The 18929-nt window shown below is 47.2% G+C and carries 12 protein-coding genes; 3 read left to right on the forward strand and 9 right to left on the reverse strand.

Translation table 11 applies throughout. From position 1 onward, the window contains the following. Positions 1-148: 148 nt before the first annotated feature. The 4 genes from AB4585_RS09430 to AB4585_RS09445 all read right to left on the reverse strand — a co-directional run bounded on the left by AB4585_RS09430 (position 149) and on the right by AB4585_RS09445 (position 7070). Positions 149-2167 (reverse strand): methyl-accepting chemotaxis protein, encoded by a 2019-nt coding sequence (locus tag AB4585_RS09430; RefSeq protein WP_372169659.1) that lies wholly within the window; start codon positions 2165-2167, stop codon positions 149-151. Positions 2168-2366: 199 nt separating this feature from the next. After that, the gene (locus AB4585_RS09435; protein ID WP_102398451.1) at positions 2367-3707 is read right to left on the reverse strand and encodes a carbohydrate porin; all 1341 of its coding nucleotides are present in this window, start codon (positions 3705-3707) and stop codon (positions 2367-2369) included. Positions 3708-4080: 373 nt separating this feature from the next. Further along, on the reverse strand, positions 4081-6141 hold the full coding sequence (locus AB4585_RS09440) for a prolyl oligopeptidase family protein (RefSeq protein ID WP_372169662.1): 2061 nt from the start codon (positions 6139-6141) through the stop codon (positions 4081-4083). Positions 6142-6152: 11 nt separating this feature from the next. Next, positions 6153-7070: a LysR family transcriptional regulator gene (locus AB4585_RS09445; protein WP_017068571.1), complete on the reverse strand. Its 918-nt coding sequence runs from the start codon at positions 7068-7070 to the stop codon at positions 6153-6155. A gap of 235 nt (positions 7071-7305) precedes the next feature. On the opposite strand from AB4585_RS09445, the gene AB4585_RS09450 reads away from it, so the two are divergent. The 3 genes from AB4585_RS09450 (at position 7306) to AB4585_RS09460 (ending at position 13356) form a co-directional block, all read left to right on the forward strand. Then, positions 7306-9000, forward strand: a complete 1695-nt coding sequence (locus AB4585_RS09450) for an L-lactate permease (protein WP_372169664.1) — start codon at positions 7306-7308, stop codon at positions 8998-9000. A gap of 201 nt (positions 9001-9201) precedes the next feature. Further along, positions 9202-10341, forward strand: a complete 1140-nt coding sequence (gene lldD / locus AB4585_RS09455) for an FMN-dependent L-lactate dehydrogenase LldD (RefSeq protein ID WP_017065044.1) — start codon at positions 9202-9204, stop codon at positions 10339-10341. A gap of 159 nt (positions 10342-10500) precedes the next feature. Further along, positions 10501-13356 carry an FAD-binding and (Fe-S)-binding domain-containing protein gene (locus AB4585_RS09460; protein WP_372169666.1) on the forward strand — a complete coding sequence of 952 codons (2856 nt, stop codon included), beginning with the start codon at positions 10501-10503 and terminating at the stop codon, positions 13354-13356. Positions 13357-13477: 121 nt separating this feature from the next. On the opposite strand, the gene AB4585_RS09465 is transcribed toward AB4585_RS09460, so the two are convergent. The 5 genes from AB4585_RS09465 to AB4585_RS09485 all read right to left on the reverse strand — a co-directional run bounded on the left by AB4585_RS09465 (position 13478) and on the right by AB4585_RS09485 (position 18780). Continuing rightward, a complete protein-coding gene (locus tag AB4585_RS09465) occupies positions 13478-13720 on the reverse strand; it encodes a hypothetical protein (protein ID WP_017061558.1) in 243 nt (80 codons plus the stop codon). A gap of 152 nt (positions 13721-13872) precedes the next feature. Then, entirely contained in the window at positions 13873-15609 is a 1737-nt protein-coding gene (locus AB4585_RS09470; protein ID WP_372169669.1) for an ABC transporter permease subunit, read from the reverse strand. Between the two features lie 4 nt (positions 15610-15613). Then, positions 15614-17125, reverse strand: a complete 1512-nt coding sequence (locus tag AB4585_RS09475) for an ABC transporter substrate-binding protein (RefSeq protein WP_372169671.1) — start codon at positions 17123-17125, stop codon at positions 15614-15616. A 48-nt stretch (positions 17126-17173) separates the two neighbouring features. After that, the gene (locus AB4585_RS09480; RefSeq protein ID WP_017065049.1) at positions 17174-18025 is read right to left on the reverse strand and encodes an ABC transporter ATP-binding protein; all 852 of its coding nucleotides are present in this window, start codon (positions 18023-18025) and stop codon (positions 17174-17176) included. Then, a complete protein-coding gene (locus AB4585_RS09485; protein ID WP_372169672.1) occupies positions 18022-18780 on the reverse strand; it encodes an ATP-binding cassette domain-containing protein in 759 nt (252 codons plus the stop codon). Before AB4585_RS09485 ends, AB4585_RS09480 begins: the two co-directional genes overlap by 4 nt. Between the last annotated feature and the right edge of the window lie 149 nt (positions 18781-18929).

An 18929-nucleotide genomic window follows, 5' to 3' on the forward strand; every position in this document is an offset into this window, starting at 1 on the left:
AAAATTGACCCTATTATTTCAGTGGCTATGCGAAATTGTATGGGAACATTTCATAGGCACTTCTAATTCTCTTTCCAGAACCCGAAACTTGAAACAACAACGCCCAGCAAAGGCTGGGCGTGAAACATTGAAAAACTTAGAGTCGCCTTTAAACCTCGTTTTCTGATTGCTCCGCGAGCTTAAACTCTTGAGTTAGTGAGAACTGCTGCTGCGACATGGTTTCAAGCTGTTGACCATGAGAAAACAAAACCTGAGATCGTTGTGAGTTATCTTCAGCCAAGATGTGTATCTGGCTGATATTTTGAGTGACTTGAGAGGCAACCACTTGATGCTCTGTCGTCGCGGTCGCAATTTGATGACTTCTTTGCTCTACTTCGTTGAGAAGATCAGACACCGTCGATATCGAGTGATTCACTTCGCCCGTTTGCTCAACACATTGAACCATCCCCACCACACATTGATTGATTTGTTCAACCGCCAGTTTAGAGCTAGTTTGCAACTGCTCGATCTTGTTGTGTATCTCTTGCGTCGAGGCATTGGTTTTCGCTGCTAACACTCGAACCTCATCCGCAACCACAGAGAAACCACGCCCTTGCTCTCCAGCTCGCGCCGCTTCTATTGCCGCATTCAACGCCAGTAGATTAGTTTGCTCAGAGATCCCAGATATCACATCCAAAATGGAGCCAATGCTGGCACTTTCGCTTTCGAGCTGGCCAATGGTCGCTGTTGATTCTGCTAACTTACGCTCTAAACTGCCCATTAACTCGACGCTTTTATCCATGGTCTTCTGACCAGCACAGGAACTCGACACCGCTTCGGTTACAAGCGTTAGCGTTTGATTAGCGGCTTGAGTTATTTCGGTCACCGAGCACTCGATCTGCTCCATAGCTGTTGCCACCATCACGGTCTGATTGGTTTGGTCTTGCATCGCCTCGCTCAATGAACGGCTCGTGCTTTGATTCTCTATGGACGCCTCTTTTAAGCACGTCGACGAATAACGCATGTTCTCAATCATTTGAGTCAGATGACTGATCACTAAGTTGACCTTGTCGCTCACTGAGCCGAACTCATTATTGGCTTGATACTGCACCATCGCGCTCAAGTCTTTATTGGCAACTTGGTCGAGTGCACTTTGTAGCAGCTTGCTTGGTTTACGGATACCTTTGGCAATATTCAACCCGATCAACAGAGCAATAAGCACGGAAGCAAGTGCAATAAAACCCTGCATCACAAGGGCTTGCTGTGAAGAGTCCATCGATTCGTGATACAGGCGTGTCGCGGTGTCTTCCGCGTACATAGAAAGCTCATCAAAGTGACTTAACTGTTGATCGATTAGCTGTTCAATTTCCTGCTTTTGAAGGGAGATAGACTCATCGAGTTTGACGGTTTCTTTATGGGTAGCGACTGAGCCACTGGCTGAAAACGCGTGTGAAGCGAGCAACGATAAAGACTGTTTACTGCGGCGCAGCAAAGATGAATCCAGATTATCTAAACCTGCGACCGCTTGTTCGAATCGCTCTTTGCGACTTTGTAGGCGACGCTCAACACCACGAACCTCCGATGAAGTTTGCAGAGAGAAAGCTTCATTCGCTTCTGCTGCAATCAAACTCAACTGAACCAACAAGGCTTCTACCGCTTTTTGCGTGTTGCCCGAACTCGTACTCGCCAATTGATTAACCAAGGTGTTATTGAGTTGTCCTACCACAGATTGAAATTGTTCCTGATCCATCGAACCGAGATCTTTACTATCCAAATAAGAGACGTATAAGTTTAAGGACTGTTCTATCTTATTGATGGTGGCAACGCCCGCTTCTTCAATATTTTGGAGCATGGGTTCAAGTGGTGAGCCCGATTCAGCCTTGCCATCAAACCAATTTAACTGCTGCTGATATCGCTCGATATTACTCAAAACGGTTTGTTTCAGCGGTTCGAGCTCATCAATGTAGTTGGCGGATAAATAGGGAGTAGTGCTGCGATTAATATCCAAAAAACGGATGGTGAGCGTGGAGGATTGGAGCATTAAAGGAGTGGCTTGTTGAGTGATGGTTTCGATGTGTGAGGTTATGTTCTTGTTGCTGCTAATACTCAACCATGCGCTACCAAGCATGATCACGATCAGCGTGAAGAAACCTAAATAAACTCGAGACACGATGGAAGAAAGTCTCATCGTTATTCCTTGATCTAGTGGCGAAAAAAAGGGCACAAAAATGTGCCCAAGAATGGAGTTAATTGAAACGTGCCCTAATCAATCTGCCTTTAGGGCTAAAATGGACAGTATTACGTGCTCTTAACAAGCATAGATATTTGAAAGCATGGCTCCTTGAAAATATGCCGAATTCAAAGAGCAGCGCTTTCTATACCTGTGATTACCACCAAGCTTCAAACATTGCGCCGAACGACAATGTATCAACATTGGTTGTCTTCACTGTGTTGCCTTTCGTTTCTACATCACCCACGGTTGTGTAGAAGCGAAGCATTGGACGACTCCAAGGTAAGCCACCTAAAGATACGTTTTGAGACAAAGTGACTTTCCACGCGTTCTCTTCACCGTCATCATCGTAATCAACCATGCCGTAGCCAGCTTCTAACCATGTAGAGTGAACATCATCCCATTGGTACTGTGGACGAACGATACCCGCGTATTCAGTATTCTCACGATCTAAGTCTGAGCCAGAGTTGTCTTTGTAAGACACTAAGTAATCAATGATGAACTGTTCAGATGCAGCGTAGCTACCCTCAACACTTGCATAAAAAGTCTGGTAATCACCTTTAAGGTCATATACCGATGAATCGGCACCGTCACCGTACTTAACAACCAACTTGTTAGACTCACCCAAGCCTAATGTTGCACCTACTAGGTAGGCCGTTTCATCACTGACTTTTTGTCCTTGAGTCACGACAGGCTGCATTGAATCTGTCACTGGATCGTATACGTACTCAGTCGTCGTAGACGTATCCGCTTCGCTCGATGCAAAACCGTAGTTCGCGTAAAAATCCAGATTACCAATACCTGCGTCAATACTGTGTAGCTTCGCTGTCACGGCGTATCGGCCATTGTCATTTACGAGGCCGCCTTTCACTTGGCCAACAAAGCCCATATCTAGCTTAGCGCCGCCGAAATCTAGGTTGTTAAAGCCAGCGCCTTGACCATCGTGTGTCATCCAGAAGTAATCGTTCAAACCTTGTTGCGGACGTTGATGGAAGTCGCGACCAGCCCACATATAAAGTTCTGGTTGGCTTTCAAATACGTTAGTTACACCTGCGTACATTTTTTTCATACTCAGGCCGCCGTCGTCAGCCCAAGCGTCTGCTTCCCAGTGGTCAGCCATGAATACGATGTCCCAAATCGCACCATTGTCAGCTTGGAAAAGCTTAGCTAGCTGAACCTCACCACCATTAGCTTCGTTACCCAAACGACCGACAGAACGACCTGTTGTACCGATGTCTACGTAACGCTCATCACCGCTCTTGTAGTGAGCGCCGTAACGAGCATAACCAGAGAAGACGATGCCATCTGGCACCTTAGTTTCTGCTGTTAAAACTGCGGGTTGTTGATCATTAACATAATCAATATCCACAACCCTAGATTCTAACTCTTGAATTCGTTTTTCTAATGCTTCGATATCAGTATCAGCAGCAAAAGAAGAGAGTGAAGCAAGCGAGGCCGCCACTGCGACTGTTATTGGCAAAAGCTTAAATTTTTGCATTGTAATTCCCTATTATTTTTTTGAGTTTTCATCGAACAGGGAAATATTAAGCAATGAAAGCGTTGAAAAGTTGGTTGCTGTTCACACTGATAAATCAGCCTAAATGCCATGAAACTTTTAGAATATCCATGACGAAAACTACTGATTTAAGATCAACAGGTTACGGTTGATATTGCGTGAGATATCAGCTTGAAATCGCTTTCATTTCATCAGTATTGGTGGCGGCTATCACGGAAAACAGTGTGTGAAAGTGAAGGAAATATGACGCAGTTTTGATTGGTTTTCATATATATGAAAAGCCTCAAAATCTAAGGTAGATTTTGAGGCTTCTTGGTCTGAGTAAAATACCCAGTTATCTAGAATCAAGCATTCGTTAAAGTGAATCTAGAGACGCAACCCCCATATTGAACAGAGTAAATGCGTAGATATCGGCGGTGAGATCGATCGCTTTGCTGAGCGGCATTCCGGCGCCATGGCCCGCATTAACATCAATACGAATCATCACGGGCGCACTACCTTCATGCTTATCTTGCAGCTCTGAGATGAACTTATAAGAGTGAGCAGGCACTACGCGGTCATCGTGATCAGCGGTCGTCACCAATGTTGCTGGATAATCCGTGCCACGCACCACATTATGAACCGGAGAATAGCCAAGCAGATATTCGAACATCTCTCTGTTCTGCGCGGATGTGCCATAGTCGTACGCCCACCCTTCGCCAGACGTGAATGTGTGGTAACGCAACATGTCCAACACCCCAACAGCAGGCAGAGCCACTTGGAACAGCTCAGGCTTTTGTGTCATACAAGCTCCTACCAGCAAGCCTCCGTTAGAACCGCCGCGAATCGCCAACTTATCGCTACTGGTGTAGTTTTCTTCAATTAAGAACTCCGCAGCAGCAATGAAGTCGTCAAAGACATTCTGCTTTTTCTGCTGAGTTCCCGCTTTGTGCCACGCCTTACCATACTCACCACCGCCACGCAGGTTCGGCACCGCATATACGCCACCCAGTTCTAGCCAACTGCCAACCGTGCCCGAGAAAGAAGGCGTTAGGCTAACGTTAAAGCCACCATAGGCGTACAACATGGTTGGATTATTGCCATCTAACACTAATCCCTTCTTATAAGAGATAAGCATCGGAACCTTGGTGCCATCCTTCGAGGTATAGAAGACTTGTTTAGACTCAAATTGATCCGACTCAAACGGAGACTCAGAGCGTTGGTAGATTTCAGAGCTTCCAGATTCAACATCGAAAGAGAAAATCGTTGGCGGCGTTACATAGTTGGTAAAGGTGTAATAAAGCTGAGTTTGCTCGTTTTTTCCACCTAAGCCACTGGCCGTTCCCAGCCCAGGCAAATGAATTTCACGAACTAGGTTACCTTGGTAATCCAACTGCTCAATCTTAGACACCACATCCACCATGTAGTGAGCAAACAAGTGGCCACCACCCGTGCTGATATCCAATGGCTGTGGCTTTTCAGGGATGATTTCGAGCCATTTCCCATCGCGAGTACCAAAGCTCACCACCTTGCCATTAGGCGCATCAAGATTCGTATATAGAATGAAGGTCTCATCTTGGTTATCGATGAGATAAATGTCGCTATCCACATGATCAATCAGCGCGTTCAGCTGTTGTTCTGGTGAGTTTAAATCGATATAGAACAGTCTATTACCCGATGTCGACTCTCGCCCTAGAATGATCAAGTAACGGTCGTCTTCGGTGGTATAGCCTGATACATAGCGGTGCTGCTCAGCGTTGTTCTCACCAAAGATTACCTTGTCGCTAGCTTGCTCTGTACCCAACTCATGGAAGTACAGCTTGTGTTGCTCAGTACGAGCAGAGAGTTCACTGCCGTCTGGCTTGTCGTAACTAGAGTAATAAAAGCCGCGATTACCCAACCAAGAAATACCAGTAAATTTGGCGTCAGTGATTTCGGCTTCAAGCTGCTGTTTAGTCTCGGTATCAATCACGAAGATCTTACGCCAGTCGCTACCACCTTCAGAAATGCTGTACGCCACTAAGCTGTAATCTTTCGAGAACGAAACTGAGCCCAATGATGTGGTGCCGTCTTCCGAGAAGGTATTCGGATCTAGGAAGACTTCAACCTGTTGCCCCTCTTTCTGACGATAGAGAATACTGTGGTTCTGCAGACCATCATTCTTATAGAAATAGGTATAATCACCTCGCACAAACGGCTGCGAGCTCTTTTTGTAGTCTTGTGCTTTTGCCAGTCGCTCTCTCAGTTCCGCGCGATACGGGATTTGAGCGAGGTAATCAAACGTGATTGCGTTTTGACTCGCCACCCACTGCGCGGTCTCGTCACTTCTGTCGTCTTCTAGCCAACGATATGGGTCTTCGATTATCTGACCAAAGTAGTCATCGCTGACGATCTGTTTATTGGTGATTGGATATGGATACTCTTTTAAATAGCTCATCGTGATCCTTATTAAAAATAGTGAGAAATCGTCAAGTAGCGCGTTCTGATATGTTCAATCAATAACTTAATCTTGTTTGGTGGCTGGCGAGTAAAAGGGTACACCGCATAAATTCCCAACTTTTTGCCTACCAAATCAGGGAAGATATCCACCAGCTGACCATTGCGAATGTCGTGATAAACCAGACAACGTGGTACGTACGCCACGCCATGCCCACCCAGCGCCGCTTTTCTTAACGCGGTCGCATTGTCAGTCGAAAAAGAGCCCGCAACACGCACGATATATTTGTCATTGTCGGTACAGCCATCTTTACTATGCAGAAACTGCCATTCGCTAGCACCCGTTGTTTGATAGGCGTATTGCAAGCAATTGTGCTGCACTAAATCTTTAGGCAGCATCGGCTTACCGTTCTTAGCAATATAAGACGGCGAAGCGCACACCACCCATTGTGAATCCAATATATGACGAGCAATGAGGCTTGAATCTTCCAAGTAGCCGGTTCGAATCACCAAATCGAGACCATCCTCAACCAAGTCGACAAAGCGATTATTCAGAGACATATCGACCGTTAAACCTGGGTGCATATTACAAAACTCGGCCACAGCGTCTGCGAGAATCAAATCTCCGGAGATAGTAGGCACTGACATTTTGATATGACCACTGACATTTTCACCAAAGCCTGAAACTGCGTCCATAGCCTCTTGAGCTGCCTGCTTCACATTTTTGGCCCCGTGTAACATTGCCTTGCCCGCCTCAGTCAAGGTCAATTTACGCGTGGTTCGATATAATAATTGCACGCCAATCTCTTCCTCTAAACGCGCAATTCTTTTACTAACTACCGAATTTGTAAGGTTATTTTGCTCTGCCACCTTACTGAAGCTGCCTAGTTCTACCACCTGTGAAAACAGGATCAAATCGTCTGCTCGCATCTGATTATGCCAATTTTGGAATTAATTATTTTCATTATTTCCCTATATCAATAAAAAATAAAGGGGTAAATTCACGTCAAATTAACAAAACAATTACAAAAACAGTCATTCCAATTACAAGATTCGCCTAAAGAAGGTTCCCGTTTAGAGGCCAAAGCGATTCAAATGACGACAAACCATAACGTGATCTTTACTTCAAACATGAACGTTTGAAAACAAGTACGAGGAAGTACCCATGAGTGAAACTCTACTAGCATTATTGGCCTTTTCGCCAATAGTTGTTGCAGCGATTCTGCTGGTCGGCCTTAACTGGCCTGCAAAAAAAGCGATGCCCGTGGCATTTGCATTAACCGTTGCTATCGCCCTATTCGCATGGGATATGTCTAGCACTCGCGTGCTGGCTTCAGTATTCCAAGGCTTCGGCATTACCGTGTCGGTTCTCTGGATTGTGTTTGGCGCCATCTTCTTATTAAACACTTTGAAACACACCGGAGCTATCACCACCATCCGCAACGGATTTACTGACATATCAGCAGACCGTCGTGTACAAGCGATCATCATTGCTTGGTGTTTTGGTTCATTCATTGAGGGCGCATCTGGCTTCGGCACACCCGCTGCAATCGCCGCTCCCTTACTCGTTGCAATCGGCTTCCCAGCATTAGCTGCGGTACTGATGGGCATGATGATTCAATCTACGCCGGTATCGTTTGGCGCGGTTGGTACACCTATCATTGTTGGCGTAAACAAAGGTTTGGATACGCACAACATCGGTGAAAGCCTGATTGCCAATGGTTCAACATGGGATGCTTACCTACAACAGATCACATCAAGTGTTGCGATCATCCACGCCTGCGTTGGTGTGATGATTCCTGTATTGATGGCGATGATGCTGACTCGCTTCTTCGGTAAGAACAAAAGCTGGACTGAAGGTCTTGATATCCTGCCATTCGCACTGTTCGCAGGTGCCGCTTTCACCATTCCTTACGCACTAACGGGTGTTTTCCTAGGTGCTGAGTTCCCATCACTGATTGGTGGTTTGGTTGGCCTTGCGATTGTTGTAACAGCAGCAAAACGCGGCTTCCTAGTACCTAAATCAAAATGGGATTTTGAGAGCGAAGACAAGTGGCCTGCAGAATGGCTAGGTTCTCTGAAAATCGACCTTGACGACAACAATCAAGACCATAAGAAGATGAGCATGGCGATGGCATGGGCACCATACGTGCTGCTAGCGGTGACCTTGGTTGCGAGCCGCGTGAGCCCTGAATTCAAAGGCCTACTGAAGAGCGTTAGCCTATCGTTCAGCAACATCCTTGGTGAAACCGGTGTGAGCACTGCGATTCAGCCTCTGTATCTACCGGGCGGTATCTTGGTCTTCGTCGCGCTGGTTGCTGTTCTCATGCAATCTCGCAGCGCAACGCCACTGGCTAAAGCCTTCGGTGAATCGAGCAAGACTCTGATTGGCGCAGGCTTTGTGTTGGTGTTCACCATCCCAATGGTTCGTATCTTCATTAACTCTGGTGTGAACGGCGCAGATTTAGCAAGTATGCCCGTAACCACGGCAAACTTCGCAGCTGACCTCGTTGGTAGCGCATTCCCAGCATTGAGTGCAACGGTTGGTGCGTTAGGTGCCTTCATTGCAGGTTCGAACACAGTTTCAAACATGATGTTCAGCCAGTTCCAATTCGAAGTAGCGCAGACTCTGACTATCTCTAGTGCGGTGGTTGTTGCTCTACAAGCCGTTGGTGCAGCAGCAGGTAACATGATTGCGATTCACAACGTGGTAGCGGCATCAGCAACTGTTGGCTTGCTAGGACGCGAAGGTGCAACCCTACGTAAGACAATCATTCCAACGTTCTACTACTTGGTGATGACAGGCATCATCGGCCTAGTGGTTATCTACGGATTCAAAATGACCGACGCACTTATGTAAACCATAAGTCGTTCAAAAGCACTTGGCGTTAATACTCAATTCCCCGACAGCGACACCGTCTAATAAGACAGTTGATGAGTTCCGGGATGGATACTAGAGCACATCAACACCCATGGGTATTAACGCCATTTTCCCGAATTAAAGCAGCCCAAACCAAGCTCTCAAAGAAGAGCAACATCCCAAGAATTTAGGACTGAAATTATGATCATATCCGCATCGACTGATTACCGCGCCGCAGCAAAAGCGAAATTACCACCGTTTCTTTTCCACTACATTGATGGTGGCTCTTACGGAGAACATACCCTACGTCGCAACACGGCTGACCTAGCTGAGATTGCGCTAAAACAACGCGTACTCAACGACATGTCGGACCTAAATTTGGAAACCGAACTATTTGGCGAGAAGCTAGCGATGCCAATCGCACTGGCGCCTGTTGGTTTAACGGGTATGTACGCAAGACGCGGTGAAGTACAAGCAGCAAAAGCCGCCGACAACAAAGGCATCCCTTTTACCATGTCGACCGTGTCGGTATGTCCGATTGAAGAAGTTGCACCTAAGATTGAACGCCCAATGTGGTTCCAACTTTACGTGTTAAAAGACCGTGGCTTCATGAAGAACGTTCTTGAACGCGCTAAAGCCGCTGGCGTCACAACACTGGTCTTCACCGTGGATATGCCCGTACCCGGCGCTCGCTACCGTGACATGCACTCAGGAATGAGTGGTCCAAATGCAGCAGTACGCCGCGTATTCCAATCTATGCGTCATCCTAGCTGGGCAGTTGATGTCGGCTTACTGGGTAAACCACACGACCTAGGCAACATATCTACTTATCGTGGTTCTCCTACCAAGCTGGAAGACTACATCGGTTGGTTAGGTGATAACTTCGACCCGTCGATTTCATGGAAAGATCTAGAGTGGATTCGTGATTTCTGGGACGGCCCAATGGTCATCAAAGGTATTCTCGACGAAGAAGATGCAAAAGATGCGGTGAGATTTGGTGCAGACGGTATCGTGGTTTCAAACCACGGTGGTCGTCAGCTTGACGGCGTTCTATCAAGTGCCAAAGCGCTGCCTTCGATTGCTGATGCAGTGAAAGGCGATACCAAGATTCTGGTCGATTCAGGCATTCGCACGGGCTTAGATGTAGTTCGCATGATGGCACTTGGCGCAGACTGCACCTTACTTGGCCGTTCTTTCGTATACGCATTAGCAGCGCAAGGACAAGCCGGCGTTGAAAACCTACTCGACCTTTACGACAAAGAGATGCGCGTTGCGATGACATTAACTGGCGCAAAGACAATCAAAGACTTAACTCGTGAATCTTTGGTGGGTTTAGATTAAGTCCGTTAATTCACAGTAATGCTTTGGTCTACTTAGACTGAAGTTCAATCGGTGTCACAGCAATTCCACTGCCGTTGTGACACCGTTTAAGCACTGGAAAATAAAACAAAAAAACAAAAAAGCAAATCAGTGCCAAATAAGAAGCACAAGGAAGCAAAGATGGAGACAAACACATCCCATGAGCGAGTAGTAGATCCACAAGCTTATAAACAGCTTGAAGCGATACTGGCTCAAAGAATAGAAACAGAACGCATTGTCACACAAGAGGCAAAGCGCTTGGCTTACGGCACCGATGCGAGTTTCTATCGCTTGGTACCGAAAATGGTTCTAAGGCTGAAAAACTTAGATGAAGTGATATTCACTATTCAAAGCTGTCGCGAACTGGGCATTCATTTTACCTTTCGCGCTGCGGGTACCAGCCTTTCAGGCCAAGCCGTTTCAGACTCGGTACTTATTACTCTGACCGACGACTGGCGTGGCCATGAAATCGTCGACAACGGCAATCAGATTATCCTTCAACCGGGTGTGATTGGTGCTGATGCTAACAAATACCTCGCCCCTTTCCAACGTAAAATCGGCCCAGACCCAGCCTCTATCAACACCTGTAAAATTGGCGGTATTGCCGCGAACAACGCCAGCGGTATGTGTTGTGGTACTGCGCAAAACTCCTATCGCACCGTCGAGAGCATGAAAATCGTATTGAGTGATGGTTCCCTACTTGATACAGCAGATAACGCCAGCGTCGAGGCGTTCAAGCAATCACACAAAGCGCTATTTGAAGGCATTGTTGATTTACACAGACAGACTAGCTCGAATCAAGAACTGGCAGACAGAATCCGCCACAAGTACCGCCTCAAAAATACCACTGGCTACGCGCTTAATGCATTGGTCGATTACCACGACCCAATTGAGATCATCAAACACCTGATGATTGGCTCAGAAGGCACGCTAGGCTTCATCGCAGAGATCACCTACAACACGGTTATCGAACACCCAAACAAAGCCTCGACTCTGTTGGTGTTTGCTGACATCGAACAAGCCAGTAAAGCTGTGACTACGCTATCTAAAACTCCGGTTGCTGCTGTTGAGTTAATGGATGGCAGGGCGCTACGTTCTGTCGCGGATAAACCGGGTATGCCTTCGTTTATGCCAAACCTAGATTTAGAAGCGGCGGCTATTTTGGTGGAATCACACGCCAGCTCCCAGCAGGACTTAGATTTACAATGTAAATCAATTTTGGATGCATTGGCTGATTACACGATTGTTGAATCGGTCCCTTTTACGTCCGATCCAAAGACTGTTGCAACCCTGTGGGGCATTCGAAAAGGCATGTTCCCTGCGGTTGGGGCCGTTCGTGAAGTTGGCACAACCGTTATCATCGAAGACGTGGCTTTCCCTGTTGAAAACCTGGCTAACGGTATTCGAGAGCTGCAAGAGTTGTTCGATAAATACGACTACAGCGAAGCGATCATTTTCGGCCATGCACTCGAAGGCAACCTTCATTTTGTGTTTACCCAAGGCTTCGACAGCCAAGAAGAGATCGACCGTTACGGCGGTTTCATGGATGACGTTGCCGAGCTAGTTGCAGTGAAGTATCAAGGTTCACTGAAAGCGGAACACGGCACGGGCCGTAACATGGCACCTTACGTAGAGTTGGAATGGGGCAAAGATGGTTACGCTTTGATGCAACAAATCAAAGCGCTGTTCGATCCAGAAAGACTGCTCAACCCCGGCGTTATTATCAACGACAATCCAAACTCCCACATCACAGACTTAAAGCCAATGCCTGCTGCCGACGACCTTGTTGACCGCTGTATTGAGTGTGGCTTCTGTGAGCCTGTTTGTCCGTCTCGTACCTTAACTCTATCGCCACGCCAACGTATCGTGCTGTACCGCGAGTTACAACGCCGCCGAGCTGCGGGTGAAGAGATAGAAGCAAGCGAACTAGAGAAAACCTTTGAATACCAAGGCATTGATACCTGCGCCGCAACCGGCCTGTGTGCCGAACGTTGTCCAGTGGGAATCAACACCGGTGATTTGATTAAAAAGCTTCGTATTGCCAAGTACGAGAAATTTACGCCAATCGCTAAGTGGACAGCGGATCATTTCTCGACCACTACAAAACTCACCAAGGCTGGCCTCAAAACCAACCAAGTAGCGAGCAAAGTATTAGGCGCAAATACTGTCGGCAATCTTACCAATGGCCTACGCTCAGTGACCAAAGGCGCGACACCGATTTGGATGCCAGAGATGCCGCAATCCAACAATCACTCCCTCACGGCTTCACCAATGACAGCCGAAACATCGAACAACGCGAAGAAAGTGGTTTACCTCCCTTCGTGTGCCAGTCGAACCATGGGGCAACAAAGTGATGCGGGCGACCAACGTCCTCTTACTGAAGTGACCATGTCTTTGCTCAACAAGGCAGGATTCGAGGTAATTCTACCGAAGAAGCTAGATGACCAATGCTGTGGTATGCCTTACGACAGCAAAGGAATGACCGACTTAGCACAGTCGAAGGCTCAGCAGTTGGAAGAAGTGCTATGGCAAGCCAGTCGTCAGGGTGAATACCCAATATTGATGGATACCAGCCCATGTGCTAAACGCAGTATTGAACAGTTCACCAAGCCATTAGAGGTGTTAGAGCCAACAGGGTTTGTGAATCAATATTTGCTTGAACATCTGACGCTTGAGCCGCTACAAGAAACCGTGATGCTGCATGTCACGTGTAGCTCTCGTCGAATGGGCTTAGAAGGCGCGATGTTAAACCTTGCTAAAGCGTGTACCGAAGAGGTGATTGTTCCAGAGCATATTCAATGTTGTGGTTGGGCAGGTGACAAAGGCTTCACTACACCAGAGCTGAATGAGGCGGCGGTACACCCACTCAAGGAACAAGTGCCGAGCAACTGCACTCGTGGCTTTAGTAACAGCCGAACCTGTGAGATCGGTTTATCACACCACAGTGGCATTCCGTATCAATCAATCTTGTACTTGGTGGACGAAGTGGCGCAGTAGATCCACTCATACTGCGAGCAACGTGCTCTAGCTTAAAACGAAAAATGGCAGCCCAATCAGGCTGCCATTTGTTTATTCGATTTAAAACGTATTACCGAGCTAGATATTGCTGAGCTAGCGGCTACTGAGCTAAGCGCACCAACTCTTCTGGCGAGTAGTGTTCTGCTTCTGCGCCTTTGGCGATTAAGTCGATCACTTGGAACTCGTTCATGTCACCAAACTCTTTGGTTAAGTAATCACGGAACGCTTTCTCGTTCGGCCATTTGCCTCGCACGATATAGCCATCTTCCTTATCGAAATCTTCCGTCTCAAAGAAAGAAAAGTCGGTCATACCAATATTGTGGCAATACAAAACGAGATACATGTTGAATCCTTTACACTTAACTAGGGCCTGTTTAACTTTCGAGCCGATCAAAAAGCGTCTCTAAAAAGCAGGGCTAAGGTTACAACATAAATGCTAAATCGAATACCCAATCGGATCGTCAATTTAGAAACCTCAGCGACCGGATCTTTACGTTAGTCATCAAACATCAAGTTAATGGCTGCACCCAACAAGATCAGCCCAACAATTGGCCCCATGACTGCTAATGGCGCGCGCTCAATGTATGGAAGGTTCTCTGCGATCATCAAACCCCATTCAGGTGTTGGTGGCTTTGCCCCTAATCCGATGAAGCTCAGCGAGGTCAGACTTAGAGTGATAACCGGTAGCCTCAACATCGCGTGTCTTAACAACGGTGGCAACACATACGGAAGCAAGTAGAAACGGAAGATTCTAAGCTTACTGGTGCCCCATAGTGGCGCGAGGTGTGTATAAGGTTGAGCCTTGGCTTCTACGATCAAGCTTGAGCAGTGTGCAGCTAGCGGCGCCCACGACACCAATACAATCGCGATTAATGCGCTGTTCGGATTCATCCCCGTTAAGCCTGCAACAAGCAAGCCTGCAATGATGTATGGGATACCCTTAGTGATCTCGATAAGGCCTTGGCTAAAGCGGGTGTTGAAACCCATGATGATGCCCGTCACCAAGCTCAAGAACGTTGCCAATATGCCGGCTTGGAAGGTCGCAATCATACCAGAACCAATTCTCGCCAGTAGGTCTCGACCAATGCCATCTGCGCCCAAAGGTGCTTGCCAACTCGGTGATGCCAAGCGTGCGAATTGGCTAGTGTATGGGTCTCGGAATGCAGCCCATACAACGATAGCAATTAGGAAAGAGAAGATCGCAAAAGCAGTGACACGCTTTGCGCGGTTCTGGGTAAAACGAAACGAAGAGTGGCTACTGATGAGCTTGCCGCTTTTCAGGCTGTGGCCAAGAATCAATTGCTGAACAAACAAGCTCATGCTGCTCACGGCAATTGAAAATAGCAGCAACACCAATAAGCCGCCTTGCAGCGTTGGTAAGTCTTGCGCCTTGGCTGCACCAAGAATCATGCGCCCGATACCAGGGATCGAGAAGATAAGCTCAACCGCGACTGCGCCACCAGTTAAGCCAATCACGATCATCGCGATTTGCGGGATCAGACTGCTCAGCGCTCTTTTCAGCGCAAAGCGAATAATTTGATTGGAATGAACGTTGGCACTGAGCCAAGTGATCACCCAAGGTTCATTGAGAACGCGTTGTAAACTGTCTCTGAGTAGGCGACTAAACAAGCCACTGGCAGGCAGTGCAAGCGCTAAGCTCGGTAGCCATATGTCTTGCCAACCTTGCCAACCATACGGTGGTAGCCAACCTAACCAGATAGAGAACACCAATATTAATACCGAGGCCACCACATACTCTGGTAACGATATTAATACGGTGCTTAAACTGCTGTAACTCTGCCCTAGTTTGCCCTTCTTCCAACTTCGCAAGGTAGCCAGTAAACCTGCACCGCACAGTACGAAAGTCATCACCAATGCACTAGACATTAAAAACAGAGATGTAGACGCTGTTTTTTGAATGCCTAATGCAACCGAGGAACCATCAATCCATGATTCACCTAGATCACCTGAAAAAGCACTTCCTATCCAGTCGATCAGACGTTCGCTCGCCGAACGGTCAAGCTGAAGATCAGCCCGTACCGCCGCTAAAGCTTCAGGCGTAAGCAGGTGTTGTTGCCCCGCCCTAGCCCGCAGAATAGATTGGCTTGGATCGATGCCTGCAATGTCAGGCATCAAACCAACAAGAATCACCACCACAATCAGTGAGGCGATTCTTGATAGCCAAGGCGTCAAGATAAATAAGGTTCGACGCAGAGTTTCAGCAGATAGCATTTATTTAGTTAACCTGTGTTGCCGCGTTAACTTGTGTCGTTTGATCAACCAAGCGACGTTCACTTGGGTCACGAACTACATTGCTTACACGCTCGCTCTCACCTTGAATCACACGTTCGTGAAGCAGTGGAATAGCAGCGAAGTCGTTCAGGATTTTTTGCTCAGCTTCGATGATCGCTTGCTGACGCAGTGCACCTAGTGGTTGCAGATCAGCGTGAGTCAGTGCTTGGTCTACTTCTTGAGAACAGAATTGACCAAGGTTGAATGAACCCTTACAGCCAAAGTCACTCATCATGTAAGCCACTGGGTCACCAGAATCTAGAACGGTTGCACGAGAAAGGATGAACGCATCGAACTTGCCTGACAGTGCATCGTTTTCAATCTGAGCGTATTCACGAATATCCAGCTCAACTTTGAAACCAGCCGCTTCAAGTTGCTGTTTAAGCAGCGCTGCCACTTCTGGAAGCTCAGCTCGGTCGGTAAAGGTACCGATAACAATGCTTTCACCGTTTGCTTTTAGCGTTTTGTCGATTGCTTGGCCTTCAGGTCGGATCGGCTCAGCCCAAGCAAGTGCAGGACCTAATAGGCCTTGCGCGATATCCGCGTGGTTTTCATAAACAGTATTCACGATCTGCTCACGGTCCACCGCAGCCGCCGCAACCTTACGCAAGTTAATATCGCTGAATACGCCTGACTTGTTGTTTAGGTAAAGCGTATTGGTACGAGGCATCGCCACTTCATAAAGTAGGTTCGGATCAATGGTCGCGATTTGTGAAACGGGCACTGCTTCAACGATGTCTGCCGTGCCTGTTCTTAGAGCTGCAGCACGAGCAAAACCGTTAGGAACGTATTCTGCAATCACAGATTCTACTTGCGCTTTTTCGCCCCAGTAGCCGTCAAAACGTTTCAGTTTCGCGCTGGTTGTGCCGTTGATTTCAGTCAACTCAAACGGGCCCGTACCTGCACCCATTGGACTAACTCGACCATCTTCTTGGTACGCGCTTGCTGCAAGAATCGCTAATTGAGGGCTTGATAAACGACTTGGTAGAAGAGGGTCATCAAAGCTGGTTTTGATCTCTACGCGGTAGTTGTCCATTGCTTTCACTTCTAGCTCTACGCCATCTAGGATGCGTGGCTTAGGTGCCGCTTCCAACGCTTTCTGTAGTGAGTTCACAACAGACTCTGCCGTTAATGTAGAGCCATCGTGGAATTTAACACCTTGGCGAACCGTGAATTGCCAAGTCAGTGGATCAACGTGTTTCCAATCCGTTGCTAGCATAGGTTCTGCTTCTGAGGTTGGGCTCAGGTTAACCAGAGTTTCTGCTGTGCTCCAACGAGATAACTTAAAAGCGTCATCAGAAAGTGGCGATAAACCCGTTCTTGGTGGTTGCATCATCGCAACTCGAATTTCAGATTTTACTACGGCATCGCTAGACCCTGGTTGAGAGTCAAAACAGCCCGTCAAAGGCAGAGCCAACGCAAGCGTGCAAGCCAGTTTGATTGAATTAAAACGCATAATTATTTTTTCTCTGTAGCTGTATTTTTTTTATAAATAAGGTTGTGTTTAACAAGTAGATTTCGAAAGAGGCTGAGACTCGATCAGCATCTGAGTCGCAGGATGAGCAGGTTTACTCATCACTTGATCGGTCGGTCCGTGCTCCACCATTTCACCATGGTCGAGTACCAGTATTTCTTCACAAAGGGCTTTTGCGGCACCTAAATCGTGAGTAACCAAAATAAGGCGCATATCGCGCTTCTTTTTTAATGAATTAACCAAGTCCAACAACCTTTGGCGATTCACTGGGTCAAGGCTGGCAGTAGGTTCATCGGCCACCAGCACTGCGGGTCTAACGACAAGAGCCCGAGCAATAGCCACACGTTGAGCTTGACCTGTAGAAAGCTGATTAGGTTTCAGTAAGAGCAAACTGGCAGGCAATCCAACGTCTGAAAGCGCCTCTTCAATGATGGCTTCATGATTACCCGAAACATCTAAGTTACTTAGAGGTTCGGCTAAGATCTGTCGAACGGTATAGTAAGGGTTGAGGCTAGTGTGGGGCTCTTGAGGCACCAATTGAATCAAGCGACACACCGTTGCTTGCGCTTTGCTATCGCGAATTGGGAGCGAATAACCGAACAAGTTTATTTGACCAACGGTTGGCGCTTTAAGGCCAAATAGCAGTTCAATTAACGTTGATTTACCGGCACCAGAACGCCCAACAATTGCTAGGCTTTTGTCTTCAACATTAAGGTCTATGTTCTGTAGCGCTTTGAACGCTTTACCACCCAACCAACTTGGTACGGAGTAGTAGTGAACACTCACATTGTCGAACTTAATCTCTATCGGTGTTTGTGTTTCTGAATCAGTCACTGGCATTAATGGCGAGGCTTCTGAGTTTAGTGATAAGGTCGAGCTCATTCGATTAAGTCTCTCAATGAACAGCAGAAAGCGTGAGAGCTCGACTCAAGTGCATGTTTCGGTGCACCGTAAGCCACCACACCACCATCATCGATGACTAACAGCTTGTCACATGCCAACGCGCTATGCAGGTCATGGGTGATGAGTAAACCACCAATTTGACGCTGTTTAACATTGTGTCGAATCAGCTTAAGTATCTCTTGCTCTGTCACCGGATCTAACGCACTGGTTGGTTCATCGGCGATGATAATATCGGCGTTACTCAGCAAGCCAATCGCAATACACACACGTTGGCGTTGCCCACCCGAAATTTGGCTCGGGTACAACGGCAAGATGGTTTCTGGATTAGGAAAACCAAGTTGATTCAGCAACTCGGTAATTTGAATTTTTTCTTTTGATTTAAGCTTAGTGCGAGTTCCCGTCAAGGCAAGGCAGAGTTGACCTTCTATTGAAACCAGAGGGTTCAAAGCTTGAAGCGCATCTTGGAAGATAACTGCGGGGCGCTGTGTGGCAGTTCTTTGCAACATAGGCAAACCACATACCGCTTCACCAGACAGAGAAATATGACCTTCAACCTCGACCGTTTCTGGCAGAAAACCCGCAATCGCACGTGAAAGCATCGACTTACCAATGCCTGACGGTCCCATGATCGCCAACAGCTCACCGCGATAAACATCGAAGTGGATATCTTGGAAAAGGGTTCTCGAAGAGGTTTTGATCGTTAGGTGGTCAACAGACAAAAGTGGGGCGTTCACGCAGATACTCACAGATAGATGTTATAACATAACAACTCTATCATTTAGCCGACATGATGAAAAGAGAACATTGAACTGCATCGCACTTTATTTGCTGTTTGATTGACCAATTTTCATTAGGGCGTGTTGACCCTTCGAGGTGATTTTTA

Origin of the sequence: Vibrio sp. 10N.222.49.C9 (assembly GCF_041474985.1) — a bacterium.
Classification (GTDB): Bacteria; Pseudomonadota; Gammaproteobacteria; order Enterobacterales; family Vibrionaceae; genus Vibrio; species Vibrio crassostreae_C.